The sequence below is a fragment of the Streptomyces sp. NRRL F-5126 genome (genome assembly GCF_000721265.1).
Taxonomy (GTDB): Bacteria; Actinomycetota; Actinomycetes; order Streptomycetales; family Streptomycetaceae; genus Streptomyces.
Window position 1 is genome coordinate 491,849 of sequence record NZ_JOFZ01000012.1, and the last position, 24,355, is coordinate 516,203.

Sequence of the window (24,355 nt, forward strand, 5' to 3'; positions counted from 1 at the left end):
TCAGCGTTGCGCCGGGGGCCGATCGGTGAGCCGCGGGATCAGGCGCTGGGCATTGGCGGTGGTCAGGCGGCGCCAGTTGGTTCCCTCGACCGGATCGGGTGCGGTGTCGAACGAGGCGGTGTGCTGTGCGGCAGCGTGGGCAGGCGTCCAGCAGTAGTCGCTGCCGTACAGCACCCGTTCCGGGTCCGCCAGGCTCATCAGGGCGGGGACCTGCCGGGGAAAGGGCGTGCCGGCGGTGTCGTAGTACAGCCGGCGCAGGGCCGCGAGTGCGTCGGGCCCCTGCGATCCGTCGTCCGCCGGGAACAACTGCGTGACCAGGTTGACGCGGTCGGCCAGCACCGGCAGGGCCCCTCCGCAGTGCGGCACGACGACCTTCAGGTTCGGGTACCTGGCCAGGGTGCCGGCGAGAAGCAGGTCGGTGACCGTACGGGCCGTGTCGAAGATGAACTCGATCATCGGGCGGGGGCGGCCGAGAGCGGACTGCTCCCAGCAGACCGGTGAGGTGGGGTGCAGGAACACCACCGCGTTGCGCCGGTCGAGTTCGGCGAAGACCGGCTCCAGCACGGGGTTGCCGAGGTAGACGCCCTGAGTGTTCGTCATCAGGATCACACCGTCGGCACCGAGGGTGTCGTAGGCGTAGTCGATCTCCGCCAGTGCGCCCTCGACGTCAGGCAGCGGCAGGCTGGCGAACAGCCCGAACCGCCGCGGATGAGCCCGCACCACCCCGGCACCGAACTCGTTGACCTCACGGGCCAGATCGCGTGCCGCCCGGTCGTCGCCGAAGTGGACACCGGGCGAGGACGTCGAGAGCATCGCGGTGGCGATCCCACTGCGGTCCATCAGCTCAAGGTGCGCCTCCGCGCTCCAGGCGGGCCAGTGGGGGATGCCGTCGGGAAACTCCCGGCCGGCGGCCCGTGCCTTGGCGACGTACGAATCGGTGAGGAAGTGGGCGTGGACGTCGATCATGCCGGGCGCACCGGGAACTGCCGCGGGCTCAGGTGCCCCGGTGGCGGAGGGATCGGAATTCATGGCACGTCTCCTGATTTCACAGTGAAAGGCCGCCCGGGGAACTTCGGCCCGGGTGCGTTCGCCCTTCAGGTTCTTTTGCCAACCTATCTCTTCGTTCTCCTGCCGGACTCATATATTCGGGCATTCCATGAATGAAAACGGTCATGCGCAGGCGTCCGCCGCACGGACTCCGTTTCCCCTCGTCCCCTTTTACGCCGGCACCGGTTTCCCACCGGGAGCCGAGGTGATCGACTTCCAGGAACTCCTCACCCGCGCCGGCCGCCATGGCGTCGATCTGGCCAGACCGATGCGACTGGAATTCCATTTGATAATCTGCGCACGGGCCGGAGATCTGGCGTGCTCCGTCGACTTCACCAACTGCACGGTGCACCCCGGGAGTTGGTTGTGGGTTCGGCCGGGGCAGGTGCTGCGCTTCCGTTCCCGACCGGAAGCGTGCGAGGGCAGGCTGCTCGCTTTTCCAGCCGCCTTCCTGCCCCTCGGTCCCGAAGCGCTCGCCCACGACGGCGAGTGCGCCGCGCATCCGCTGATCACGCCGGGGCCCGAGCGCCATGCCGAACTGTCCCAATTCATGGACATGCTGCGGCGCGAGTACTCCGCCGTATCGGAATTTCCGGTGGCGGTCCGGCTGGAGCTGATGCGCGGCCTGGTCTCCGTCGTCGTCGTGCATCTTGCGCACCTGGCGGACTCGGGACGATCGCAGCCTGCCGGCAGCGAGGCATTCCACCGCTTTCGCCGGGCCGTCGAGGAGGATTTCACGCGAACCCACCGGGTCGAGGACTTCACGGACCGGCTTGGCTACAGCGTACGAACGCTGACCCGGGCGACGAAGGCGGCAGTCGGGGTCGGCGCGAAACGCTACATCGACGACCGGGTCCTGCTCGAAGCCCAGCGACTGCTGGTGCACACCGACCTGCCGCCGGGGACGATCAGCGAGAGCGTCGGCTTCACCTACCCGTCCGTCTTCAACGGGTTCTTCCGGCAGCGGACCGGCATGACGCCCAGTGGGTTCCGCTCCGCCTCCCGCCTCTCACCCGGTGGCGACGGGTAGCCGGAGCACCGCCGGGTAGCCGGAGCACCGCCGGGAAGGCGGCGCGCGTCATTCGGCCGGCACGCCTGCCAGGAGCCGGGCGGTGCCTTCGGGCGACTCCACCGGGAAGTGGTGGCTGCCCAGGTCGATGAGCACGATCTTGAATCGGTCCCCGTAGCGGTCGATCGCCTCCTGAGCTGTCAGCTCTCGTATCGCGAACACCGTGATCGGCTGCTTCGTCTCGGCCAGTGCCGCGTCCATGTCCCACTCCACCAGCCCCTCGATCGAGCGCAGACCGGCCGGCTGCCGCACCGCGGACATCTTCTCGAAGTAGGCGTCCTTCAGGGCCTCGTCGGTCCCGGCCGGCGAGCCGCCTTCGACCAGGCCGCGCACCCCCGCGGCGAAGTCCTCGCGGAACAGGCGCCTCATGCCCTCGGTCCGTTCCGCGCTCTGCGCCGGGAACAGGCCCATGTAGTGCAGCGCGTCCAGAGCCACGACGCGGGAGACCGTGCCAGGAAGCAGCCGGCCGACCTCGACGGCGACCGCTCCACCGAGGGAGTGGCCGGCCACGATCGCCGTGTCCACCGCTTCGGCCTCCAGTACGGCGGCCACGTCCCGGGCGAATTCCTCGATCGTCCAGACGTCCCGCGTCGAACGCGACTCGCCGTGCTCGGCGAGGTCGATCGCGAGGACGCGTCGGCCGGCCGGCAGGTGGTCGGTGATCGCGTCGAAGTCGCCCCGGTTCAGGCCCCATCCGTGGATGAGCACGAGGGCAGGTCCCGTGCCCGGGCCGGTGGCCGTGTACCGGATCGTCGTGTGGCCTGCTCGCTGGACCTGAAGGTTCTTCCTGCTCTTGGTGGTCATGTCGGACTCCTTGCCCGAGGTGGTGAGGGGCTGGACGGTTGGGCGCGGGGTGCTGCTCGGCGCTTCAGGCGCCCGGGGTGCCGTGTGCGGCTGCCGGGGCCGGGCCGCGCCTCTTCGCCTTCAGGCGCAGGACGAGGGAGGAGAGCGTGATCACCACGATGGCCGGCGCGTAGATCTCGGTCGCCGTCCTCAGCCCCAGGGTGGTGGCGGCGATTCCGCCGAGCACGGCCGGCACGCTGTTACCCAGGTAGTTGATCACGTTCGCCAGGGCGAAGACGGCGCTGCGCTCTCCCGGCCTCGCGACACGGGCCAGGGTTCCGAAGGTCGCCAGGACCGAAGCACCGAAGCCGAGGCCCGCGACCACAGTGCCGGCAGCAGCGAGCCAGGCGAGATCCTGCATCACTCCGGCGAGCGATATCAGAGTGCCGAGCCCGAGCACCGCGGACGAGGGCGCGAGCAACGACATGGCGGGCCGGGAACGGAGCAGGGTGATCGCGAGCGCCCCGGTGCCCGCCAGCAGCGTCACGACGACGCCGCCGATGAGATGGCTGCGCAGTCCGAGCAGTTGGGCGGCGACGGAAGGGCCGAGCGAGAGGTACATGCCGGCGAGGGCCCATGCGGCCACCCCCGCGGGTATCAGTGGCACGAAGTCCGCGCGCAGGTACGCGGGCATCGCGACCCGCGGGCGCAGGGAGGCGGCAGCGCCTGGCCTGCGCGGCGACGTCTCGGGCGTGCGGGCGACGGCCACCGCCGCGGCCGCCATGGCGGCGAGCAGCAGCGCGTAGACCAGCCGGGTCGGCGCGGGGGCGAGCTCCACGAGCAGGCCACTGCCCAGGGCGCCGGCCGCGAGTCCGCCCAGCGGTGCGATGGAGGTGACGACCCCCGCCCGCCCGCGTGACGGCTCGAGATCGACGAGCATGGCGCTCAGGGTGGTCGTCGCCGCCCCCGTCGCGATGCCCTGGAGCACACGTGCGGCGGACAGGACGTACACGTTCCCGGCGACCAGGAACAGGAGCAGTGCGACTGCTTCCAGTGCGATCGCGGCGGCGAGCACCGGCCTGCGGCCGAGATGGTCCGACAGCGATCCCACGGTGAGCAGTGCCGCGAGCAGACCGAGCACGTAGAGGGCGAAGACCACGGTCAGCGCCCATGCGGCGAAGTGCCACTGCTGCTGGTAGACCGCGTAGAGCGGTGACGGCGCGCTGGACGCGGCCAGGAAGAGGATGAACACGGCGCCGACAGCGGCGAAGGCGCCCTTCCCCGGGCCGAGCCGCGAACCGCGGGCCGACAGTGTGTGCTGGGCACTCCCGCCGTCAGACTTCCAGGCCTCACGGCCCCCGGAGGCACGGTAGCTGGTTGTCATCTGACGTTCCCTTCATAGCTTTGACGGTGATGTCACGCAGCAGGGCTCGTCCCATGAACACCGCGCGCGCCGGCGGGTGGGCCGCCGCGTCGCGCATGAGCACGCCGGAGGTGACGTCCAGGAGGTCGATGCCCGCGGAGGCCGGTTCCTCGGCGAACGCGAACATCGCAGTGATCACTGCGTTAAAAAGGAGCGTAGCACAAACGCATCGATCGATGCATTAAAAAAGCAACGATCACTGCGCCACTGGTCGTCCGACTGCGTTACACCGCGCCCTCGTCGCCGTCCGCGATCACCGTGCGCAGCGCCTGAGCCGTGCGATCGGTGTGCTGGGCCAGCAGCGTGGTCGCGGCGTCGACGTCGCCACGCAGAACGGCGTCCGCCAGATGCTGGTGCTCGCCGGGGATGTCACGGTCGAAGTCGTGCCCCACCACCCGGGACCACCGGCGGTACAGCGCGGCAGCGTCGCGCAGGGTGAGCGCGGCGGCCAGCAGATGCGAGTTGCCGCAACCGTCGAGCAAGGACTGGTGGAAGCGCTCGTGGACGGCGAACCACTCGCCGTTCAACGTGCCGTCCGGCAGCACGAGCGGCGTGCCGGCCAGGCGGTGGTGGGCGGCGACCACGGACGCCTGCCAGTCGAGGTTGCCGCGCGCCATGGAACGGCGCAGCACGATCGTCTCGATCTCGATGCGCGCCTCGGTGAGTTGGTCGAGGTCCCCGAGGGACACGGTGACCACGCTGAATCCCTGCTGCGGTGCCGCGCGGACCAGCCGCTGTTCCGACAGGCGCGTAAGGGCCTCACGGACGACCGACTGACTCACCGAGAACCGCTGGGCCAGCTCCACCAGCCGCAGTCGCTGCCCGGGCCGCAGGTCGCCCCGGAAGATCTCCTCGCGAATCCGAACGTAGACGGCACCCGCTCGCGTCAGCTTCTCACCGGTCATGGCCAGGCACCCTAGCAGGAAAAACGACAGATGGATAACTTATCGTTAATCTATTGCGTTAACGATAGATGGAGCGGAGACTGTAGCGCAAGCGCAAGAGGTGGGAGACGCACCATGAGTACGCCCCAGCAGGCGGACGCGGCCCCGGTGGAACCGATCTGGCAGCCCGCCACGCACCCGGCCGGAAGGCCGCGCATCAGCGAGTTCGCCGACCTCGTGGGCCGCAAGACCGGCATCACCCATCCCGACTACGAGTCACTGTGGAAGTGGTCGACCGAGGACCTCGCCGGCTTCTGGGTCGCTGTCGCCGAGTTCTTCGACATCCGGACCACCGGCGTGTGGCTGCAGGCGCTGGACGACGCCCCCATGCCGGCGACCCGCTGGTTTCCCGGCGCCCGCCTCAACTACGCCGAACACGCCCTGCGTACCGGTGACCCCGCCGGGGCCGCACTGATCTCGGTCAGCGAGGACGGCACCACCGCCACCACCACGTGGCGGGAACTGCGCGACCAGGTCGGCGCCTTGTCCGGCTGGCTGCGCGAACAGGGAGTCACCGCGGGAGACCGGGTGGTGGGATACCTGCCCAACACCGTCCACGCCGTCGTCGCCTTCCTCGCCTCTGCCGCCATCGGCGCCATCTGGTCCGTCTGCGACCAGGACTACAGCGCCTCGGGCGCGGCGGCCCGCTTCGGCCGGCTCGAACCCGTCGTGCTCGTCACCGCCGACGGCTACCGCAGGCAGGGCCGAGACCACGACCGGCGGGCGGAAGTCAGGAAGCTGCGCGACGCCCTGCCCACCGTCCGCGCCGTCGTCCACGTCCCCGTACTGGGCCTGCCACTGCCCGGGCACAGCCGTGCCACCACCTGGCGGCAGGCGACGGCCCGTCCCGCGGAGCCGTCGTTCGAGAAGCTGCCCTTCGACGCCCCGCTGTGGGTGCTGTTCTCCTCCGGCACGACCGGCACCCCCAAAGGCATCGTCCACGGCCACGGCGGCGTGCTCCTCGACCACAGCAAGCTCCTGGGCCTCCACCTCGACCTGCGCCCGGGTGACCGTTTCCTCTGGCACACCACGACGAACTGGATGATGTGGAACATGGTCGTCTCGGGCCTGCTCGTGGGCGCGACCATCGTCCTCTACGACGGCAGCCCCACCGCGCCTTCGCCGGCAGCGCCCCGACCACCCCCGTCTGGCCCGGCGAGATCTCCGCCCCGCTGCTCGGCGTCGCTCTGCAGGCCTACGACCCCCACGGCGACGCCGTCACCGATGCGGTGGGGGAACTCGTCGTCACCCGCCCCATGCCGTCGATGCCGCTGTACTTCTGGAACGACCCCGACGGCTCCTCCTACCGGGCGGCCTACTTCGGCGTCTACCGGGAAGTGTGGCGCCACGGCGATCGGATGATCCGCACCCGCCGGGGCAGCGTCATCGTCCCCGGCCGGTCGGACTCCGCGCTCAGCCGCTACGGCGTCCACCTGAGCAGTGCCGACGTCTACGCGGTGGTCGACCTCATCCCGGGCATTCGCGAGAGTCTCGTCGTCACGGCGGCACACCCCGACGGCGACTGGACGCCCCTGTTCGTCGTCATGGAGCCGGGACTGAGCCTCACCGGCGAAGTGCGCCAAGCCGTCATCTCCGCGATCAGGACCGAGGCGTCACCCCGTCACGTCCCCGACGCGATCATCGAGGTCCCTGCCCTGCCCCATACCCGTACGGGCAAGAGGCCGGAGGTCCCCGTCAAGCGCCTGCTGGAAGGCTCCCGCCCGGACCAGGTCGTCGACCGTGAGGCGATCGACGACATCCACGCCCTGGAGTACCTCGCCCGCTTCGCACCGCCCCGCACCCCCTGAACCGCCCACCGGCCCACGCGGCCGGCGTGGGCACCGAACCCGGGTCCTGTCGGCGAGCGGCAGCGCAGAACCGCACGTCTGCCAGGGACACATGAGGGTATGTCCGGTCCACTCGCCCGGTCATGGCACGGACCCGGCCAGGTGTGCGGTGCTCGGCGCGCCGAGCACCGCACACCGTCCCCGGCTTGCGCCGGGGCCGACGGCGGCGTTGGTGTTGGCGTGATGCGCGTTTCACGTGGTGGCGAGTTCGAACCAGGTCGTCTTGCCGCGACCCGACGGTGATGTCCCCCACGCGGATGCCATGGCGTCGACGATGAGCATGCCCCTTCCGGATTCGGCGAGGTCGTCGGTCGCCTCCTCGGCCCCCACGACGGCCACGACGACGGGCGGGCGCGGATCGCTGTCCCGCACGTCGACCCGGATCCGGTCGGGGTAGCGCCGCATCCTCACGTCGACGTCGCTTTCGGCGTGTATCAGCGCGTTGGTCACGACTTCCGACAACAGCAGTTGCAACTCGTCGGCCTGCGAACCGAGTTGCCAGTCCTCCAGGTCCTCCTGGAGGAAGTGCCGAAGCTCGCGCACCTCTTGCAGGTCGTGGCGCTGGATGGCGACCCTGGCGATCCGTGCGCGCTGCGCGTCGCGCAGGCCTTCGTAGCGTACGAGCAGCAGCGCGACATCGTCGGCGCGATGGCCGTCGCAGTTCGCCGACATGATGTCGTCGGCAAGGTCCTCAAGGTCCTTGTCCCGCTCTTCGGCGAGGAGGCGTACCAGCCGCGCCGGGCCGGCCTCGCTGTTCGGCCGGCGCCGGCCGGCTACCAGCCCGTCGGTGTGCAGGGCGATGACCGCCCCGGGCTCCAGCGTCTCGCGGTGTTGACCGTACACGGCCGCTGCGTCGACGCCGAGGGGCGGGCCCACGCGGACTTCGGGCACGACGACACGGCCGTCCGGATTCACGAGCACGGGGATCGGGTGGCCGGCGCTGGCGATGCGCGACGTTCCGGTTTCCGGGTCGAGCCACATGCAGCAACAGGTCGCGAACAGGTCGCTGTCAAGACCGGCGAGGAGTTCGTTGGCACGGTCCAGGGTGATCGCCGGGTCATGGCCTTCCCGCGCGTAAGCACGCACGGCGCTGCGCAGTTGGCCCATGACGGCCGCGGCCTCGATGTTGTGCCCCTCGACGTCGCCGATCACCAGCCCGACCCGACCGTTCGGCAAGTTGATCAGGTCGTACCAGTCACCACCCACTTGGGCGCTCTCCGCAGCCGGCAGATAGCGTCCGGTGGCGACGATGGACTCCAAGTGGGGCAGCCTGCCGGGCAGGAGACTGCGCTGCATGCTCTGCGCCAGACGGTGTTCGGCCTCGTGGGAGCGCGTCCTCTCCAGCGACTGGGCGACATGGCCCATCATGATCATGATGACCGCGAGTTCCTCGTTGCCCAGCCGACCCGGGCGATCGCTCACCGCGACGCAGCACCCGATCGATCGCCCGTCCACGACCAGGGGGAGGAACCAGGTCGCGCCCGCGTCCCGGTAGCGGCCCAGATCGGGATAGGCCGCGTGCAGCTCACGGCCCGACGCGAACAGCAGTGGCTGGACGCCCACAGCCGCGTCATTCTCGGGGGCACTTCGCGTGAGCAGCAGCCCATCGATGTCCCGGCGGTCCCCTTCGCCGAAACCCGCCGAAGCGGTGACACGCAGTCGAGCGTTCTCGGCCAGGCACAACGCGACGGACCGTGCTCCGAACGGCAAGGCGACGTGGCGCCGTACGATGCCGATCACGTCACGGAGACTCACCGCGCCGGTGAGCTCCATCGCGATTCGATGGAGCTGATAGAGGAATGTGGTGCTCCTGTGCCAGTCGCACGGCGCCCCCTCACCCACCGGGCCGTCCTGCGGTGCTCCGGGCGGGACCGGTGTGCCCGAGGAGATCGGGACGAACGCGGGGACCGCCGGCGCGACCGGGGCCTTGCCGGCGTCGGCGGCGCGCTCGATGCGCTCGGCGATCTCGTCCGCCACCTCCCGCAGGCGGCTGAGCGACGCCGGGGAAATGCTCCTGGGCGGCAGCCAGCGCAGGGTCAGCGCCCCGAATCGCCGACGGGGGGTGCGCAGCGGCACGGAGGCAGCCGTCATCGGGGCCGGCACCGACTGCACAAGCGCCGGCTCGTCGCGGACCAGGGCACGCAGCTCCGTGAAGTCGCTCACGACGATCTGCCCTGTCCGGTGGGCCTCGGCCGTCGAGTAGCGCATGTCGTCCGAGGGCATCCCCGGGGTGAGCGTGAACGCCAGGGGCGTGTCCACGGCCATCGCTGCCGCCAAGGACCGTCCGTCCGCTGCCAGCAGGTAGATGGTCGCGGTCTGCGCTTGGAGCATCTCGCGAGCGTGCCGGAGAGCGTCACCCACCGTCGCGCAGCCGTACATGCCGATGGACTCGGCAGTCAGGGGAGCGGTGGGTTCCACGGTTTCCCCATCCATGCGTCCATCATAGGCGGGACCGTTGGACGGCGTACTCTCCCGCGACGAAGGCGCAGGTAGGGGGCAGACGAGTCGGCCTGTACGCCGGGTTCTGTCGTCCGGTCGCCTCGCGGCGGCCGGCGAGACGGCCATCCATCTAGGGCCGGCGTTGCCACCGGCCTCGTGCGGTCCACCCGCGGACTCGGGCGGGCAGCCCTCGAACGTCCGCGCAGAGCCGCCTCGCGGCGGCCCCTCTTGACCTTGCTCCGGGTGGGGTTTACCCAGCCGCCCGAGTCGCCTCGGGCGCTGGTGGTCTCTTACACCACCGTTTCACCCTTACCCGGCACCGAAGTGCCGGGCGGTTTGTTTTCTGTGGCACTGTCCCGCGGGTCACCCCGGGTGGCCGTTAGCCACCACCCTGCCCTGTGGAGCCCGGACGTTCCTCGGCGGGACCGGTGATCCCGACGCGGCCGTCCGGCCGACTCGTCTGCCGTGTCCGACATGCTACCGGTCGCGGCGGGTCCCCGGCACCGGCGCAGGCCTTCGCCGCCTTGTGCGGGTGTCGCCTACGCTGACTGGCTGCGGGCGGGAGTCCCGCCCAGTCACGCCCCGAGGAGTCACCGCCGTGCTCGTGCTGCTGCCGCCGTCCGAAGGAAAGGCCGCGCCCGGACGCGGTGCGCCGCTGAAGGGCGAGGCCCTGTCGCTGCCGGGCCTCGCCCCCGCACGCGCCGCCGTCCTTGACGAGCTCGTGGAGCTGTGCTCGGCCGACGAGGACAAGGCGCGCGAGGTGCTGGGCCTGAGCGAGGGCCTGCGCGGCGAGGTGGCGAAGAACGCCGCGCTGCGCACCGCGGGCACGCGTCCCGCGGGCGAGATCTACACGGGAGTGCTGTACGACGCGCTCGGCCTCGGCACGCTCGACGCCGCCGCGAAGCGCCGCGCCGCTTCGTCGCTGCTGATCTTCTCCGGCCTGTGGGGCGCTGTACGCGTGAGTGACCGCATCCCGTCGTACCGCTGCTCGATGGGCGTGAAACTGCCCGGTCTTGGCGCACTGGGTGCGCACTGGCGCGGGCCGATGGCGGCGGTCATGCCGGAGGCCGCGGGCCGCGGGCTCGTGCTCGACCTGCGCTCGTCCGCGTACGCGGCGGCTTGGCAGCCCAAGGGCGAGCTCGCGGGGCGTACGGCCACGGTGCGGGTGCTCCACGCGCGCGTGGACGAGCGGACGGGCGAGGAGAAGCGGTCCGTCGTCAGCCACTTCAACAAGGCGACGAAGGGCCGGATCGTCCGCGACCTGCTGACGTCGGGCGCCGCGCCGAAGACGCCGGCCGGACTCGTCGGAGCGCTGCGGGACCTCGGCCATACGGTCGAGGCCGAGGAGCCCGCGCGCGCGGGCAGGACCTGGCGCATCGACGTGGTGGTGACCGAGGTTCACTGAACGAATCCGGCCCCCACCTGCTTCGTTGCGTACTGCGCAACGGGCGTTGCGTTACGTGCCCATGGCGCGGCAGGATGAGGGCATGACCTCCGTGCTGGATCTCGCCCCCGTCATCCCCGTCGTCGTCCTCAAGGACGCGCAGGGCGCAGTGCCGCTGGCGCGTGCCCTGGTAGCGGGCGGGCTCCCCGCGATCGAGGTGACGCTCCGCACGCCGTCCGCGCTCGGCGCCATCGAGGCGATCGCCGCCGAGGTTCCCGAGGCGGTCGTCGGCGCGGGAACGGTCCTCACGCCGGAAGCCGTGACCGAGTCGGTCGCGGCGGGCGCCCGCTTCCTGGTCAGCCCCGGCTGGACGGACCGCCTGCTCACGGCCATGGAGGCGTCGGGCGTACCGTTCCTGCCCGGCGTGTCCACCACGAGCGAGGTGGTGGCGCTGCTGGAGCGCGGGGTCACCGAGATGAAGTTCTTCCCCGCGGAGGCCGCGGGCGGCATCCCCTACCTGAAGTCCCTGGGCAGCCCGCTCCCCCGCGCCCGGTTCTGCCCGACCGGCGGCATCACCGCCGAGTCCGCGCCCCGGTACCTGGCGCTGCCCAACGTCAGCTGCGTCGGCGGCACGTGGATGGTGCCGCAGGACGCCGTCGAGGCCGGCGACTGGGACCGCGTCGAGGCGCTCGCCCGCGAGGCGTCGACGCTCCAGGACAGCCGCAGGGCGTGAAGTCCCCGACCCGACCCGGCGGCCGGTGCGGTCGCCGGCCCGGTCAGTCCAGGTAGGACGTGTCGTTGAAGAGCCTCACGGACGCGTTGCCGTCCGCGTAGTACGCCACGACCGAAGCCGACGCGGGCGAGAGTTCCATGCGGAACATGGCCTGCGCAGGGGCCCCGAGTGCGAGGCGGACGAGCGTCTTGATCGGCGTGACGTGTGTGACGGCCAGGACCGTGCGCCCCGCGTGGCCTGCCACGAGCCGCAGGCGGGCCGCCTCGACGCGTTCGCCGACCGCGACGAAGCTCTCGCCGCTCCCGGTGGGCGCCGCCTCGGGCGACGCGAGCCAGGCGGTGAGGTCGTCGGCGTACCGCTCGCGCACCTCGGCGAAGGTCAGGCCCTCCCACGCGCCGAAGTCCGTCTCGCGCAGGCCCTCGTCGACGGTGACGGCGAGCCCGAGGCGTTCGGCGACCGCGTCCGCGGTCTGGCGGCAGCGGCGCAGCGGGGAGCAGACGATGTCCGAGGCGCTGCCGCGCGCGGCGAACGCGGCGGCCGCGGCCTGCGCCTGGCGGCGTCCTGTGGCGGACAGTTCGGGGTCCGAGCCGCCGCTGCCCGAGAACCGCTTCTCGGGCGTCAGCGCCGTCTCGCCGTGCCGCAGCAGCAGGAACGTCGTGGGCGCGCCCATGTCGGCGCCTGCACCCCAGCCGACGGCGGGCGCGGGTGCGGGCGCCTGTGCTTGTGCTCGTGCTTCTGCGGGCTGACCGCCGCCGGCCAGGGTGTCGTCGTGTGCGGCCACCGTCGCCTACAGCCCCGACTCCGCCGTGCGCACGAGAATGCGGCGGCAGTTCTCGCACCGGACCACGGCGTCGGGCGCGGCGGCCCGTACGTCGTTCAGCTCGGTGATGTTCAGCTCCAGTTGGCACCCCTCGCACCTGCGCTGGAAGAGCCGGGCCGCGCCGACGCCGTCCTGCTGCTCCCGCAGCTTCTCGTACAGCTTGAGCAGGTCCGCGGGGACGGAGGCCGCGACGGCCGCGCGCTCCTTCGTCACGTCGGCGCTCTCCGCGTCGATGGACTCCTGCGCGGTGTCGCGCTTCGCGCGGCTCTCCCCGGTCCTGGTCTCGACGGCGGACACGCGCCCGGTGAGCTCGGTGACGCGCTCCTGCGCGGACTCGCGGCGCTCCATCACGTCGAGCACCACGTCCTCCAGGTCGCCCTGGCGCTTGGCGAGCGAGGCGATCTCGCGCTGGAGGTTCTCCAGGTCCTTCGGGGACGTCACTGCGCCGGAGTCGAGGCGCTGCTGGTCGCGCACGGCGCGCTGGCGCACCTGGTCGACGTCCTGCTCCGCCTTGGTCTGCTCGCGTGCGGTGTCGCTCTCCTCCGTCTGCGCGGCGACGAGCAGGTCGCGCAGCTGGGCCAGGTCCTTGGCGAGCGAGTCGAGCTCGGCGTGCTCGGGCAGGGCCGAGCGGCGGTGGGCGAGCTGCGACAGCCGCACGTCGAGTGCCTGGACGTCGAGGAGTCGGAGCTGGTCGGCAGGCGCGGCGTTCAGTTGGGGGCTCCCGGTGGGTTGGTGGTCAAGGCGGGCGTCGAGGACGCGAAGTGCGACGACCATGGGTCGGTGACCGCTTTCGAGACGTGGACCCGCAGGTCCCAGCCGTTGCGGTCGGAGATCTCGTCCAGCTGGGCGGCGGCCTGCTCGCACCACGGCCACTCGGTGGCCCAGTGCGCGGCGTCGACGAGTCCCAGTGGGGAGTGCTGGGTGGCCTCTGAGGCCGGGTGGTGGCGCAGGTCAGCGGTGAGGAACGCGTCCACGCCCGCGGCGCGGGCCGCCGCGAAGAGGCCGTCGCCCGAGCCGCCGCTCACCGCGACCGTGCGGACGGCCGCGTCCTGGTCGCCCGCGAGGCGGACGCCCTGCGCGGTGGCGGGCAGGCGGTGGGCGGCGCGCGCCGCGAAGTGGCCGAGAGTGGTCGGGGCGTCGAGCTCGCAGACCCTGCCGAGACCCCTGCGGCCCTCGGGATCGGTGGGGTCCGGCACGAGGGGCCGCAGGACGCGCAGGCCGAGCGCCCCCGCGAGTGCGTCGGAGACACCGGGGTCGGCGCTGTCGGCGTTGGTGTGGGCGACGTGCAGGGCGACGCCGTTCTCGATCAGCGTGTGGACGACGCGGCCCTTGAACGTGTCGGCGGCGACGCCGTGCATGCCGCGGAGGTAGAGGGGATGGTGCGTGACGAGGAGCTGCGCGCCCAGCGCGACGGCCTCCTCGGCGATCTCCTGAACCGGGTCGACGGCGAACAGCACCCGGTCGACGGACGCGCCGGGCCGTGCCGGGTCCCCCGGCAGGCCGGGATCACCGCAGACGGTGCCGACGGCGTCCCACTCCTCGGCCCGCGACGGCGGCCAGAGGGCGTTGAGCTCGGCGAGGACTTCGGACAGACGGGGCACGCCCGAAAGGCTACCTGCCACGGAGCGCCACGCGTACGGGGCGGTCGCGGGCCGCCCCTGCCGGCCGGCGGGCGCACCGCCGGGACGGCGGGAGCGCCCGGGAGCCACGGCCGGTGCTCGTGGGGCCGGCGGCCTGCCCCCGGCGGCGCCCGGAGCGGGATGCCGCCGAGCGACCGGCCGCCCCTCGCGTGAAAGGCCGCAGTCGGCGGGCCCCCGGGCCCGGGCCGGCCGGGCGGCCCGGGGATCGGGAGCAGCGGCAGCCCGCAGGATCGGCGCCGGGCGGCAACCCCGAAGCCAGGCCGCGCGGCGAACCCGCACCAGGCGGCAGCCCGAGTGGATGCCAGAATCCATCCGGTTCTCGCCAGCCCTTTGCCGAGGAGTCGCCAGGTGCACACCATCGCGGTCATGGCGCTCGAACAGGTCATCCCCTTCGACCTCTCGACGCCGATGGAGGTGTTCGCCCGGGTACGCCTGCCCGACGGACGCTGCCCCTACCGGGTGCGTGTGTGCGGACCCGCCGCCCAGGTCCCCGCGGCCGGGTTCGTGATCACCGCCCCCTGGGGGCTGGAGGAACTCGCGGACGCGGACACGATCGTCGTCCCCGGCCGCGCGGAAGGCGCGCCTCCGCCGGGTAAGGAAGTGCTGCGGGCGTTGCGCGCGGCGGCGGCGCGGGGCGCCCGGATCGCCTCCATCTGCGTCGGCGCGTTCGATCTCGCCCTGACCGGACTGCTCGACGGATCGGCGGCGACCACGCACTGGGTGGCCGCCCCCGACCTGGCCCGCCGCTTCCCCGAGGTCGAAGTGCGCCCCGACGTCCTCTACGTCGACAACGGGCAACTGCTCACCTCCGCCGGAGCGTCGGCGGGGCTGGACCTGTGCCTGCACATGATTCGCCGCGACTTCGGCTCCGCGGTGGCCGCAGACGCGGCCCGCCTGGCGGTCACACCGCTGGAACGCGAGGGCGGCCAGGCGCAGTTCATCGTCCATCCGCGGCCACCCGTGCCCCAGGGCTCCGTGCTCGAACCGGTGCTCGCCTGGATGGAGGAGCACCTCGGTGAGGAGTTGACACTCGGCCGTCTGGCCCGGCACAGCGGTATGAGCGGACGCACTTTCAGCCGCCGGTTTCGTGAACAGACCGGCACCACCCCGCTGCAGTGGCTGCTGAGGGCCAGGGTCCGGCGGGCACAGTACCTCCTGGAGAACACCGACCACACCATCGACCGCGTCGCGGACCAGGCCGGCTTCGGCTCCCCGACCGCCTTCCGCGAACGCTTCAAAAAGGTCGCCGGCACCACGCCGCAGAGTTACCGGGCCGCTTTCCGCAGCAGCGAACGTGTCTGACGGTCTTGTGGCGAGATCCCGTTGCAACCTGTCCATCGAGCCCATCCCCCCTGTGCGCGGCCGTTCCTAGCATCGAGGCGAGGCCGGTGATCACCGGCCGCCGCTCTCACGAAAGAACACGCACATGCACGTCCAGATCGTGTTGTTCGACGGGTTCGACCCGCTCGACGCCATCGCACCGTTCGAGGTCCTCCACGCCGGAGGCACGGCCTCCGGGGGCGCCGTCAGCGTGGAACTGGTCAGCGCCGAGGGGCCGCGGGCGGTCGTCAGCGGCACCGGCGGCCTGACGTTGCGCGCCGGCGGCGCCCTCGACCCCGGCCGTCCCGGTGTCGTCCTGGTACCCGGCGCCTCGGGGCGCGTCGGCGCTCCCGGCGACGGTGCGGACGGCACGGACGGCACGGACGGCACGGACGGCACGGAGCCGGACGACGGAGGCACGCAGGAGGACGCCATCCCGGTACGCCTGGGCCGAACGCTGAGGACCGGGTTGCCGGCGCTCCTCAAGGCGGCCATGGAGGACCCGGACATCACCGTGGCGACGGTCTGCGGCGGCTCGCTCGTCCTGTCCATGGCCGGTCTCCTTCAGGGGCGCCATGCCACCACCCACCACCTGGGCCTCGACCTGCTCGACGCGACCGGTGCCCACGCGGTGCGCGCACGCGTCGTCGACGACGGCGACCTGATCACCGCCGCGGGGGTCACCTCCGGGCTCGATCTCGGCCTGTACCTCCTGGAACGCGAGGTGGGTTCGCGGATCGCCCATGCCGTGGAGGAGTTGTTCGCGCATGAGCGCCGCGGCACGACCTGGCGCCCGGGCGGTCCTGAGCCCGCTGCCTTCTGAACGCCTCCCCCGTCCTGTACGTCACGTAGCAAGGAAGCACTGCCGCATGTCCACTGGAATCGAAGGTGTCTGGGACCTGACCATCGTGACGCCCATCGGGCGTGTGCGGCCCGTCGTCGAGCTGCACACGCTGGACGGGGTGCCGGCCGGCACCGCCCACGGCGCCGGCGAGAGCCTGCCGCTGAAGGACATCTCCTTCGACGGCCACACACTGGCCTGGAAGCAGTCCATCACCCGCCCGATGCACCTCGACCTGGTCTTCACCGTCACCGTGGACGGGGACACGATGACCGGCAGCTCCAAGGCCGGCCGTCTCCCGTCCTCCAAGGTCACCGGCCGGCGCCGCTCCCACGACGCGGCCGGCGTTGCCGGCACTGCCGAGCCGGCGTGACGATGTCATCACGTGCCTTGTCCGCGATCACCGGTGCGGCCGCGGCGCTGACCGCCGTGCTCGTCCTCGCGTGGCGACCGCGTGCGCGGCCGTTGCCGACCGCCCGCTGTCCGGCCTGGTCGCGAACAAGGTCGTGGGCGGCCCTGCCACGTGGCGCTCGCACCGGGCGCTGCACCGCTTCTCCACGGTGTCGACGGTGGTGATCGGACTGGTGAGTTTCGTGAACCTGGCCGCGCAGGTGGCTCTGTACCGCTGGAGTGACCTGGCCTGGCCCGGGCTCCTCCACGTCCTCATGGGGCCGTCGTCGGCCGCCATCACAGCGCTGTCCGTACTGCCGGCCCGCAGGACGGTCACCCGCGCCCGCGACGGCGGCGCCACGCCGGCGAGTCAGCACGTCAGTGGTCAGTGCGTCAGGTACGTGCTGAGGTCGTCGAGGACCGAGTTCGCGGCCGTGACGCCGAGGCCCAGGTACCAGGTCTCGTCCTTCACCGTCTTCGCGTGGCCGTCCTTCACTGCCGGCAGGTTCTTCCACAGCGGGTTGGACGTCGCCGCCGCCTCGTCCGTCTTCGCCGGGTCCCCGTAGACGCCCGTGAAGACCCAGTCGGCGTTCGCCTCGTCAATCTTCTCCGGGCTGATCTCGATCGCCAGCTCGTCCTCCTGCTGGTTCTTCGGCCGCGGCAGGCCGACGTCCTTGAGGATCGTCCCGATGAACGAGTCCTCGCCGTACAGCCGCAGGCGCCCCGGCATGTAGCGGACCATCGAGACGGTCGGCTCGTGCGGGCCGAGCTCCTTCTTCAGGGCGGCCGCCCTCTTGCCGTAGGCGGCGAGTTCGGCGTTCGCCTCCGCCGTCTTGTCCAGGGCCGCGGCGTTCAGCAGGTAGTTGCTCTTCCAGGTGTAGCCGGGCCGTATGGAGAAGACCGTCGGGGCGATCTTCGACAGCTCCTTGTACTTGTCCGCGGCGCGCAGCTCGCTGCCGAGGATCAGGTCCGGGTGGAGGTTGGCGATGGCCTCCAGGTTGAGGTTGCTGATCGTGCCGACCTGCTTCGGGTCGCCCGCGTCCTTCTTGAGGTACCCGGGGATGCCCTGGCCCGCCTGCGTGGGCGCCCAGCCGACCGGTTTCACGCCGAGCGAGACCACGTTGTCGAGCTCCCCGACGTCCAGCACCACGACCCGCTTCGGCTTCGCGGGGATGGTCACCTTGCCCATCGCCATGGTGACCGTGCGGGGGAACTGCCCGGCCTTCGCCTTCGTGCCGAACGCGGCCGTCCGCTCGCCCGCTTTGGCGAAGTCCTTGCCGCCGGTCGCGACGTCGGCCTTCTTGCCGTTGCCGCTGCCACTGCCGCCCGACCCCTTCCCGTCGGACGAGCCGCAGGCGGCGAGGGACAGTGCGGTGGCCAGGGCGACCGCGGTGAGCGAGGCGCGACGGCGCAGGGACATGGTGACTCCCGGTGGTTCTATTAGGTAAGGCGAACCTTACCTTAAGCGCATTCTCATGGAGCAGCACAGTCGACGGGACAGCCCCCGGCAAATCCGGCCGCCGCCACTCGTACGTGTGAAGACGGTCGACTCGCGTTGTTCGGCAGGAAGTACGAAAACTAGCTTCTTGGCCGGAGGTGACGGACCGATGACATCGATGACGGCTCTCACCGTCGAGGAGGAGCGCGCCGGTTCCGGGCCGGCCGGCCCGGAACCGGCCGGGCCGGCGGAGCCGGGTTCGGCCGAGCAGGCCGAAAACGCCGGCGAGCCCGGCGAGCCGCGCCCCGCCGGGGCTCGGCCCTCGGTTGCGCGGGCCGCCGGGACGGAGGCCACCGCCCCAACGCCTCCCGAGACACAGTCCGTCGGGGCGCGGACTGTCGAGGCACAGCCCGCCGGGGTGCGGACCGCCGCCGAGACGCAGGCGGCCCAGGCACCGATCGCCCGGCCCCGTCCCGCCGGACGGGAACCCGACGAGGCAAAGGCCCCCGGGACAGAGCCTTTCCGCGCACCGGCTGCTCGGGAACAAGCTGCCGCATCGCATCCCGCCCAGGCGCGATCCACTCGGGCACAGGCCGCCCGTGGGCAGGCCGTCGAAGCGGAGCCCGCTGACGAACCGGCCGCCCGGGTGCGTGCCCGCTCGCAGCCCGCCGGGTGGGAACCCGCCGGAACGCGGGCCGTCGAGGTGCGATTCCCGCGGGCTCAGGCCGTCCCGGCGCGGCCCGCCGGGGCGAACGGCGCCGGGTCGGAGTCCGTCGCATGGGCAGCGGTGGCCGTCGGCGGGGCGGCTGGGCCGGCCGATGTACCGGGTGCGTTCGGCGCGTCCCCGGCGTCCGGCCCCGCGGGCGCCGCGGGGGTGCCGGGAGCCGCTCGGCCCTCCGGGACCGCGGACACCCGCAGCGCTCTCCGGAGCGTCGGCGCGGCCGCGCCCGCCGGCATCGCGATCGCCGCGGACGGCTCGTACGCCGCCCGCCTGGCCCCCGTCGCACCCGCCGGGCCCGGGGCCGGCGCCGCCGTCTGGTTTCCGGAGCGCTGGACCCTCGCGGGTCCTGAGCCGTATGCCGTCCCCCTCCCCCTCGGGCAGCCGGAGGAGCCGGACAGCCAGGTGCAGCCGCTGTCCGACGGCCGCGTCCTCATCTCCCGCCGCGTCGCCGACAGCTACGTCTTCTCGCTGCTCTACCCGACGGGCCCGGGTACGGGCGAGGTGCCGCTCGGCGCCGTCGAGTGCGAGCGGCTCACGCTCCTCCCGCCCGCGCCGGGCGGAAGCCGCGCGTACGCGCTCGTACCCGGCGCGCGCACGACGGACGTCTGGCTTGTCGCGGGCGGCGCCTTCGGGCCCGAGCTGGTCACCCGGGTACCGGGACACTGCACGGGCGGCGCCTGGCTGGATCGGACGGGCCGGCTGCTCGCGCTCGACCGCGAGGCCGGCGGCGTCGTGAAGACCGTCGCCGTGGACCTGGAGCGCGGCGGCGAGATGTCGCCGCTGCTCCAGATCGCCGAGGACAGCGACGACCGGCTGCTGCTGGCCGATCCGGACAGCGGCCTGCTGCTGATCCGTTCGAACGCGCCGGGAGAGGACAGGATCGGCTGGGGCGTGCTGGGCAGTACGCGACCGGTGCGCTTCCCCGAGTGCCTGCGGCCGGCGGACGGCCGCGAGCCGGCCCCGTTCGCGGCGCAGCCCGGCCTGGTGCTCACACCGGAGACGTGCGCCGTGGCCTTCCGTGTGGACGGGGTGGCGGGCGGCACGTGCGTGGGCGTGTGGCGGCCGGCGGGACGTCGGCTGCACCTGCTGCCCGCACCGCCCGGATGGCTGGCCGGTGCGGGCCTTTGGACCCGTGAGGGCGTCCTGAGGCTGCCGTGCACGACGGCCGGCGCGCCCTGCGCGGTGGCGGAGGTGCGGGCGCCGGACGATGCGACCATCGCGGCCGCGTCGCACCGTCCCGGGCGGGATCGGGCCACCGGAGCGGCGCGGACGACGGCCGAGCGGGGTGGCGCAGGCGGCGTCAGCGGCAGCTCCCGCACACAATCGCCCCAACCGGAACCACCGGTCGCGGAACCACGCGCCGACGTACACGCTCCTGTGGTGTGCAGGCCGGTTCCCCTGCAACAGGCGCCCCTCCAGCAACGTGCGGGTGCGGGGCGGGTGCCGGTCGGCGGCCAGGGGGTACTTGGCTAGAATTCGACCGGGGTTACGCGGCCGTGCCGACCGGACACCACCGGTGACCGCGCCGCGGGTGCGATCGCCTCGGTGCTGCGGGACGGGCCCGGATCGCGGGGCCCCTGAGCCACCACAATCAGCGACCACGACGGGGTGACTTCCCACCATGTCCGAAGCCCGAAACGACACCATCGAGAAGCGTCCGGAGACCACGGGCGCCGATCAGGGTGCAGCCGGGAACCACGGAAAGCACCGCGGGGGCTCGGCACCCTCGGACGACTCGTCGTCCGAGGCGAACGGCAAACACCGCCGGCCGTGAGTACATCGGCCCGGCGGCCCGAGGCCGCCTGAGCTCAGCGGACGGAGGGGCCGCCCCGGCAGCAGCATTGCCGGGGCGGCCCCTCCGCCATGTCCGGGCAGGACATTTGTACTGCCCGTTCGCCAACATCCGCATCTGCCGCGGGCGCCGCGCCGTCCGTAGCGTCGAGTGCATGAGAAATGGAGCGCTGACAGCGCTGACCGCGCGCACGGCACCGCCGGATCCGGCGGATCCGACGGATCCGGCGACGAGCGGCTCCCCCGCCGTGTGCTTCGAGCAGGTGCACAAGTCGTTCGGCAGGGTACGGGCCGTCGCCGGCGTCGACCTGTCGGTGGCGCGCGGTGAGACGGTTGCGCTGCTCGGCCGCAACGGCGCGGGCAAGTCGACGGCCGTCGGCCTGCTGCTCGGGCTCGATGAACCTGACGCGGGGACGGTGCGCCTCTTCGGCGGCCCGCCGTCGCGCGCGGTCGCCGCCGGGCGGGTGGGCGCCATGCTGCAGGACGGCCGGGCGGTACGGCGCGTGACCGTACGGGAGCTGGTGTCGTTCGTGGCCGCCGCGTTCCCGCACCCGCTGCCGGTTGCGGAGACGATCGGGTTGGCAGGGCTCACCGGGCTTGAGGACCGGCGCGTCGACCGGCTCTCCGGCGGCCAGGTGCAGCGCGTGCGGTTCGCCGTCGCACTCGCCGGCGGCCCCGAGCTGGTCGTACTCGACGAGCCGACGGCGGCGCTCGACGTGGAGGCGCGGCGCGCGTTCTGGGCGTCGATGCGTACGTACGCGGGCCGGGGCAACACCGTGCTGTTCTCCACACACCACCTGGAGGAGGCCGACGCCTACGCGGACCGGATCCTCGTGCTCGACCGCGGCGAGATCGTCGCGGACGGCACGGGCGAACGGCTGCGCGAGGCCGCGGGCGGCCGCCTGGTCGCCTTCGACCTGGCGGGCGGGGACGCCGCCGGGCTGCGGCTGCTGCCCGGCGTGCGGGACGTGGACGTGCGGGCGGGACGCGCGTATCTGCGCACGGACGACGCGGACGCGACGGTGGTGGCGCTCGCGGGGCTCGGCAGGGTGCGGGACATCGAGGTCACCCGCGCCACGCTCGAGGACGCCTTCCTCGCCCTGACACGGCGGCACGACGAGCACCTGGGCGAACACCTGGGCAAGCACCTGGAGGAGACGTCATGATCGGCCGGTATGTGCGCCTCGAAGTACGGCGTGCCCTGCGCGACCCCGGGTTCATCGTCTTCGGCGCGGGGATGCCCGTGGTGATGTACCTGCTGTTCACCAACATCGGCCAGGGCGCGAACCCGGACGGCGACGCCTGGAAGGTCACCTCGATGGTCGGGATGGCCGCCTACGGGGCGCTGGGTGCCGCCGTCGGCACGGGGACGGGCATCGCCGAGGACAAGCAGCTCGGCTGGCTGCACCAGTTGCGAATCACACCGATAAGGCCGCGTGACGTGGTGCTCGGCAGGGCGCTGGCCGGATCGGTGACGGTGCTGCCCAGCCTGCTGCTGGTGCTCGCCGCGGGCGCACTGGTCAACGGTGTGCGGCTGGATGCGTGGCAGTGGCCCGCGCTGGTGGGTCTGATGTGGCTCGGAGCACTGCCGTTCACACTGTTCGGCATCGGCAACGGCTACCGCCTGTCGGCGCAGACGACGGGCGTGCTGAACATCGGCTGCCTGGTGGGTCTCGCCGTGATCGGCGGGCTGTGGTTCCCCGTCGGCCTGTTCCCGCACTGGTTGCGCGTGATCGCCGAGTTCACACCGGCGAACCGGTTCGCCGCGCTCGGCTGGTCGACCACGGCGGGCGGGGCGCCGACGGCGGCGACGGTGGCGGTGTTGCTCGGATGGCTCGCGCTGAGCGGTTCGTACGCTGTGGTCTCGTACCGCAGGGCTGCGAGGACGGCGACATGACGGACGACGAACAGGACGTGCAGGCCGTGCACGGCGTGCAGGGCGCACACGAGGACGAGGCGCCGGCGGCGAACGGGAAGCGCCGGCGGGAGCCGCTGGTGCTGCGGGACTTCCCGGTGCCGCCGTTCCGTACGCCGTCGTGGCTGCGTGCGCGCGCGGGCGCCGATCGGAAGGGTCGGAAGGGGAAGCGGGAGCCGGAGTCGGCTGCGGCGGTTCCGCCCGGCGCGGACGACCCGTCCGGCTGCGGCGAGGGCCGGCGGCACCTGCGCAGGCCGGGACCGCCGAACGGCTTCACGATGATGCCCTGGCTGCTGCTCGGCCTCGGCTCGTTCTCCAACATCGTGCAGGGCAAGACACCGGACCCGTGGATCGGCGTACTCGGCCTGCTCGTCTTCAACTCCCTCTACGTCTCCGTGGTGTTCAGGTCGTTCGTGCCGGGGAAGCGCGACAGCCCGCAGGTCCGCTGGATGGTCCTGGTGATGGGCCTGATGACGTTCGCGCTCGCGGGCTTCTACGGCGGTTCGTGGCTGCTGTTCCTGCCGCTGTTCGGTCTGGCCTGCGGCACGGTGCTGCGTGGCAGGTGGCTGGGGTGGGGCGCGCTCCTGCTCGGCTGCGCGACAGCCGCGATCGCCGCGTACCACGAGGGCTGGACCGCGGTGCCGATCGCCTACGGGTCGGCCATCTCGATGATGGTGACGGCGGCGATCCTCACGCTGTCGGAAACGGTCATGCAACTGCGGGCGACGCGCCAGGAGCTGGCGCGTTCGGCGGTGGAGCAGGAGCGGCTGCGCTTCTCGCGCGACCTGCACGACCTGCTGGGCCACACGCTGTCCGTGATCGTCGTCAAGGCGGAGGCGGCGCGCAGGCTGGCCCCCGTGCGGCTGGACGCGGCGCTGACGCAGGTGGCGGACATCGAGTCCGTCGGCAGGCAGGCGCTGACGGAGGTGCGGGAGGCGGTGACCGGGTACCGCGAGGGCAGCCTCGCGGCGGACCTGGACAGGGCGCGCTCCGCGCTGGACGCGGCGGGCGTGGAGACGGTCGTGCGGCAGTCGGGCCCGCCGCTGGATCCGGCGACGGAGGCGCTGCTCGGCTGGGTGGTCCGCGAGGCGGTGACGAACGTGGTGCGGCACAGCGGCGCGGGCCGCTGCGAGATCGAGGTGCAGTCGACGGACCGGCGCGTACGGGCGAGCGTCTCGGACGACGGCGTGGGTGTCCACGCCGACCTGGTGGCCTCGTCGACGGGAACGGGCCTCAAGGGCCTGCGGGAACGGATCGCGGCGGCGGGAGGCGCCCTGGAGACGGACGGGAGTGCCCCGGGCTTCCGCGTCACGGCGACGCTCCCGTCGGGCGACGGCGTTCGCACGCGGCGCCGAGCGTGAACGGCCGCGTGCGGGCGGCATCGCGCCGGGTGACGCGGCCCCCTGCGCGCCCCGCTCGGGCGCGCCACGCAGCCGGACGCCGCAGAACCCGAAGCCGACCCACCGGGCGAAGCCCGGACCGGTGTGCGGCCGGGCTTGCCCGTCACGGCGACACTCCCGGGCGCCACCGCACCACGGGGAGAACCGACACGCCACCCCGCACCCGCGGGCCGACATCGGATCCGGGCCCCGCGTATGGCATACGGCCACGCGCGGAGGCGACAACACAGACGCCGAGCGGCGTCGGGACGGGGCGGCACCGGACCCGGAGCCGCCCCACCGGGCGAAGCCCCGGACCGGGCGGGCACGGCCCGGCTTGCCCGTCACGGCGACGCGTGCGGGCCGACATCGGATCCCGGCCCCGCGTATCGGACGCCACCAGTCGCAGAGGCGACAGCACAGACGCCGGC

Annotated in this window: 19 protein-coding genes, 1 other RNA gene and 3 pseudogenes; 12 read left to right on the forward strand and 11 right to left on the reverse strand. The window is 72.5% G+C overall.

Annotation, left to right across the window (positions count from 1 at the left end; genetic code table 11):
* A complete protein-coding gene (locus tag IH48_RS0127015) occupies window positions 1-1,029 on the reverse strand; it encodes an amidohydrolase family protein (RefSeq protein WP_051840641.1) in 1,029 nt (342 codons plus the stop codon).
* Window positions 1,030-1,156: 127 nt separating this feature from the next.
* Between IH48_RS0127015 and IH48_RS33640 the strand changes: the two genes are divergently transcribed.
* Window positions 1,157-2,077 (forward strand): helix-turn-helix transcriptional regulator, encoded by a 921-nt coding sequence (locus IH48_RS33640; protein ID WP_030910028.1) that lies wholly within the window; start codon window positions 1,157-1,159, stop codon window positions 2,075-2,077.
* A gap of 48 nt (window positions 2,078-2,125) precedes the next feature.
* Here the strand turns inward: IH48_RS33640 and IH48_RS0127025 are convergent, their stop codons facing one another.
* From IH48_RS0127025 to IH48_RS0127040, 4 genes are all read right to left on the reverse strand, one after another.
* Window positions 2,126-2,920 carry an alpha/beta fold hydrolase gene (locus IH48_RS0127025; protein WP_030910030.1) on the reverse strand — a complete coding sequence of 265 codons (795 nt, stop codon included), beginning with the start codon at window positions 2,918-2,920 and terminating at the stop codon, window positions 2,126-2,128.
* A gap of 64 nt (window positions 2,921-2,984) precedes the next feature.
* A complete protein-coding gene (locus tag IH48_RS0127030) occupies window positions 2,985-4,283 on the reverse strand; it encodes an MFS transporter (protein ID WP_078850060.1) in 1,299 nt (432 codons plus the stop codon).
* Entirely contained in the window at window positions 4,249-4,461 is a 213-nt protein-coding gene (locus IH48_RS0127035; protein WP_158710356.1) for a hypothetical protein, read from the reverse strand. The genes IH48_RS0127030 and IH48_RS0127035 overlap by 35 nt, the downstream gene beginning before the upstream one ends.
* Before the next feature lie 85 nt (window positions 4,462-4,546).
* A complete protein-coding gene (locus tag IH48_RS0127040) occupies window positions 4,547-5,227 on the reverse strand; it encodes a GntR family transcriptional regulator (RefSeq protein WP_030910040.1) in 681 nt (226 codons plus the stop codon).
* A 114-nt stretch (window positions 5,228-5,341) separates the two neighbouring features.
* Here IH48_RS0127040 and IH48_RS33645 point away from each other — a divergent pair.
* Window positions 5,342-7,074: pseudogene (locus IH48_RS33645) on the forward strand (AMP-binding protein).
* A gap of 231 nt (window positions 7,075-7,305) precedes the next feature.
* On the opposite strand, the gene IH48_RS0127050 reads toward IH48_RS33645, so the two are convergent.
* Window positions 7,306-9,546, reverse strand: coding sequence for a SpoIIE family protein phosphatase (locus tag IH48_RS0127050; RefSeq protein ID WP_078850061.1), 2,241 nt, complete (start codon window positions 9,544-9,546; stop codon window positions 7,306-7,308).
* A gap of 64 nt (window positions 9,547-9,610) precedes the next feature.
* Window positions 9,611-10,011: RNase P RNA component class A (gene rnpB / locus IH48_RS34570), an RNA gene on the reverse strand.
* Between the two features lie 139 nt (window positions 10,012-10,150).
* Between rnpB and yaaA the strand changes: the two genes are divergently transcribed.
* Together yaaA and eda are read left to right on the forward strand one after the other, a co-directional pair.
* A complete protein-coding gene (gene yaaA / locus IH48_RS0127055; protein WP_030910045.1) occupies window positions 10,151-10,957 on the forward strand; it encodes a peroxide stress protein YaaA in 807 nt (268 codons plus the stop codon).
* 82 nt (window positions 10,958-11,039) lie between these two features.
* Window positions 11,040-11,669: a bifunctional 4-hydroxy-2-oxoglutarate aldolase/2-dehydro-3-deoxy-phosphogluconate aldolase gene (gene eda, locus IH48_RS0127060; protein WP_030910048.1), complete on the forward strand. Its 630-nt coding sequence runs from the start codon at window positions 11,040-11,042 to the stop codon at window positions 11,667-11,669.
* Between the two features lie 43 nt (window positions 11,670-11,712).
* On the opposite strand, the pseudogene IH48_RS0127065 reads toward eda, so the two are convergent.
* The 3 genes and pseudogenes from IH48_RS0127065 to IH48_RS0127075 form a co-directional block, all read right to left on the reverse strand.
* Window positions 11,713-12,393 (reverse strand): annotated as a pseudogene (locus IH48_RS0127065) (histidine phosphatase family protein); the annotation flags it as partial.
* Between the two features lie 63 nt (window positions 12,394-12,456).
* Window positions 12,457-13,200, reverse strand: a complete 744-nt coding sequence (locus IH48_RS0127070; protein ID WP_199810022.1) for a zinc ribbon domain-containing protein — start codon at window positions 13,198-13,200, stop codon at window positions 12,457-12,459.
* Window positions 13,197-14,090 (reverse strand): Nif3-like dinuclear metal center hexameric protein, encoded by an 894-nt coding sequence (locus IH48_RS0127075; RefSeq protein ID WP_037843289.1) that lies wholly within the window; start codon window positions 14,088-14,090, stop codon window positions 13,197-13,199. The genes IH48_RS0127070 and IH48_RS0127075 overlap by 4 nt, the downstream gene beginning before the upstream one ends.
* A 387-nt stretch (window positions 14,091-14,477) precedes the next feature.
* Here IH48_RS0127075 and IH48_RS0127080 point away from each other — a divergent pair, with 387 nt between their 5' ends.
* The 4 genes and pseudogenes from IH48_RS0127080 to IH48_RS37170 form a co-directional block, all read left to right on the forward strand.
* The gene (locus tag IH48_RS0127080) at window positions 14,478-15,431 is read left to right on the forward strand and encodes a GlxA family transcriptional regulator (protein ID WP_037843291.1); all 954 of its coding nucleotides are present in this window, start codon (window positions 14,478-14,480) and stop codon (window positions 15,429-15,431) included.
* Between the two features lie 124 nt (window positions 15,432-15,555).
* A complete protein-coding gene (locus IH48_RS0127085) occupies window positions 15,556-16,272 on the forward strand; it encodes a DJ-1/PfpI family protein (RefSeq protein ID WP_030910061.1) in 717 nt (238 codons plus the stop codon).
* A 46-nt stretch (window positions 16,273-16,318) separates the two neighbouring features.
* Window positions 16,319-16,663 (forward strand): hypothetical protein, encoded by a 345-nt coding sequence (locus IH48_RS0127090; protein ID WP_030910064.1) that lies wholly within the window; start codon window positions 16,319-16,321, stop codon window positions 16,661-16,663.
* A 70-nt stretch (window positions 16,664-16,733) separates the two neighbouring features.
* Window positions 16,734-17,000, forward strand: a pseudogene (locus IH48_RS37170) (DUF3159 domain-containing protein); the annotation flags it as partial.
* 65 nt (window positions 17,001-17,065) lie between these two features.
* Here the strand turns inward: IH48_RS37170 and IH48_RS0127095 are convergent.
* On the reverse strand, window positions 17,066-18,100 hold the full coding sequence (locus IH48_RS0127095; protein ID WP_030910067.1) for an ABC transporter substrate-binding protein: 1,035 nt from the start codon (window positions 18,098-18,100) through the stop codon (window positions 17,066-17,068).
* 892 nt (window positions 18,101-18,992) lie between these two features.
* Here IH48_RS0127095 and IH48_RS33650 point away from each other — a divergent pair.
* The 4 genes from IH48_RS33650 to IH48_RS0127115 all read left to right on the forward strand — a co-directional run bounded on the left by IH48_RS33650 (window position 18,993) and on the right by IH48_RS0127115 (window position 23,906).
* Window positions 18,993-20,312 (forward strand): hypothetical protein, encoded by a 1,320-nt coding sequence (locus tag IH48_RS33650; RefSeq protein ID WP_234434395.1) that lies wholly within the window; start codon window positions 18,993-18,995, stop codon window positions 20,310-20,312.
* Window positions 20,313-20,785: 473 nt separating this feature from the next.
* A complete protein-coding gene (locus tag IH48_RS0127105) occupies window positions 20,786-21,796 on the forward strand; it encodes an ABC transporter ATP-binding protein (protein ID WP_078850102.1) in 1,011 nt (336 codons plus the stop codon).
* Window positions 21,793-22,527, forward strand: a complete 735-nt coding sequence (locus IH48_RS0127110) for an ABC transporter permease (RefSeq protein ID WP_030910076.1) — start codon at window positions 21,793-21,795, stop codon at window positions 22,525-22,527. The genes IH48_RS0127105 and IH48_RS0127110 overlap by 4 nt, the downstream gene beginning before the upstream one ends.
* Entirely contained in the window at window positions 22,524-23,906 is a 1,383-nt protein-coding gene (locus tag IH48_RS0127115; RefSeq protein ID WP_234434396.1) for a sensor histidine kinase, read from the forward strand. Before IH48_RS0127110 ends, IH48_RS0127115 begins: the two co-directional genes overlap by 4 nt.
* Window positions 23,907-24,355: the final 449 nt, after the last annotated feature.